Here is a 1,924-nt window from a genome sequence, read left to right as displayed (position 1 = left end):
GCACAACACAGTGTGTGATGTTTCCCGAGATTTTTGCTAAGACGGCCGTGTTGCAGTTTGATCAACTGAACGGCAGTTCTGATGGCGGAGCCATCCTGCTGAAGGCTGCTGACCGCCGCTACGGATTGATCGAAGCTCTGGCCGGATGTCTTCGCGACAAGCGGCAGGCCGGCAAGGTCGGTCACTCTTTGCGCGAGCTGTTGGCCCAGCGTGTGTTCTCGATTGCTTGTGGTTATCCAGATGCCAACGACTCGGCCCGTCTGTCTGCCGACCCGATTCATAAGATGCTGCTCGACCGCGATCCGATCTCTGGTCGCGACCTGGCTTCGCAGCCAACTCTGTCGCGCTTTGAAAATTCCATCCGGCCAAGGGAACTTTATCGTCTTGGCGAAGCACTGGCTGACAGTGTGATTGATCGCCACGCCAAGCGGTTGTGTGGACACGCCCGCCTCGTCACCATCGACCTGGATCCGACCGACGACCCTACTCACGGTGCACAGCAGTTATCGTTCTTCAACGGGCACTACGACAGCTGGTGCTACCTGCCGGTGATGGGCTTTGTGAGCTTCAATGACGAGGCCGAACAGTATCTGTGTGCGGCTGTGTTGCGTCCCGGCAACGTGACCGCTGCGGTAGGAGCGCGGGGGATTCTGCGCCGCCTGATCAATATGATCTCCTACCGTTTTCCCGGTGCGCGTATCCGGGTTCGTCTCGACGGCGGCTTTGCGCATCCCGATCTGCTCGACTTTCTGGATGGAGAGTCCAACGTTGAGTATGTCATTGCGATGGCCAAAAACGCGGTGTTGAAGCGCAAGGCCAAACCAGCCATGCGGCAGGCCCGCAAGCTCTCGCGTCAGAGCGGGAAGACCGAACACGTCTACGGCGAAGCCAACTATGCGGCCCGCACATGGCCGCACCAACGCCGCATCATTATCAAGGCCGAGGTCGTGCGTGCCGAGGGTAAGAAACCGAAAGACAACCCGCGCTTTGTCATCACCAGCATGAAGCAGAGTCCGCAATGGCTGTATGAAGAGGTGTACTGCCAGCGTGGGGAGATCGAAAATCGGATCAAAGAACTGCACGATCTTCAGATCGACCGCACCAGTTGCAGCGACTTCTGGGCTAACCAGCTCCGCGTGCTGCTGACCGCTGCCGCCTACGTGCTGATGCAGGAACTACGGCTGAAGGCCGCAAACACCAGCTGTTCACGAGCTCAGGTCTGGACACTTCGGGAACGGCTTCTGAAGCTCGGCGCCCGTGTGCTGGTTTCGGTTCGCCGCGTGGTCGTGCACCTGCCCGCATCGTTCCCGTTCCTGCCAGCCTTCCGGCACGTGGCACTGGCACTCGGAGCCTCGCCGGGATAACGGCTACCGCCGCCTGCCCGAAACATAATCTTCTTCCAACCTTGCGCAGGCCGCGATGAGGAAAACCGCTGCTCGAACAGTCCTGCTATGCCCACTTCTCACACGCCCGGACCCATCGCCCCGGCAACACACAACCAACATCACGCTGCTACCAGCATCTTCGACGCAAAATCGCGGCGCCATCGATCATTTCGGGTACCTTCATGAATGATGCAGGCTAGTAGCGACGCGCCAACTGGAAGCCCTGGGCCTCCAGCCGAATCGTCGTTTCCTTGCTGCCGACATTTCCGAGATTATTGAAGCCTATAAACACGTTCAAGAAAGAGGAATAAAAGCAAATGAGAATGACTAACAAGGCCCTTGGACCAGAGGTTGTCGCTTGCCACAACTGTGGGAAGCGGCTTGATGAGATCGCGTTTTTCGATCGCTATCGACGAGCGTCCTGTGAGAATGAACTGTGCAGGCGTCTTCTCGTAGGTAGCAACCCCATGTCTATCAGGTCTTACCAGTACATTGCGATTGGCAGGCACTGCGAGAGAAGAGGCTGCCCGAATCCAGTC

Annotated in this window: 2 protein-coding genes; one reads left to right on the top strand and one right to left on the bottom strand. The window is 57.9% G+C overall.

Features of this window, described 5'->3' with window-relative positions:
• The first annotated feature begins 17 nt into the window (after window positions 1-17).
• Window positions 18-1,364 carry an IS1380 family transposase gene (locus tag WA354_RS14770; RefSeq protein ID WP_472813782.1) on the top strand — a complete coding sequence of 449 codons (1,347 nt, stop codon included), beginning with the start codon at window positions 18-20 and terminating at the stop codon, window positions 1,362-1,364.
• A 293-nt stretch (window positions 1,365-1,657) separates the two neighbouring features.
• On the opposite strand, the gene WA354_RS14765 is transcribed toward WA354_RS14770, so the two are convergent.
• On the bottom strand, window positions 1,658-1,924 hold a 267-nt coding region (locus tag WA354_RS14765; protein ID WP_472813781.1), incomplete at its 5' end, for a hypothetical protein.

The organism is Occallatibacter sp., from assembly GCF_049802275.1.
Classification (GTDB): Bacteria; Acidobacteriota; Terriglobia; order Terriglobales; family Acidobacteriaceae; genus Telmatobacter.
This window is presented reverse-complemented; position numbering and strand designations above follow the sequence as displayed.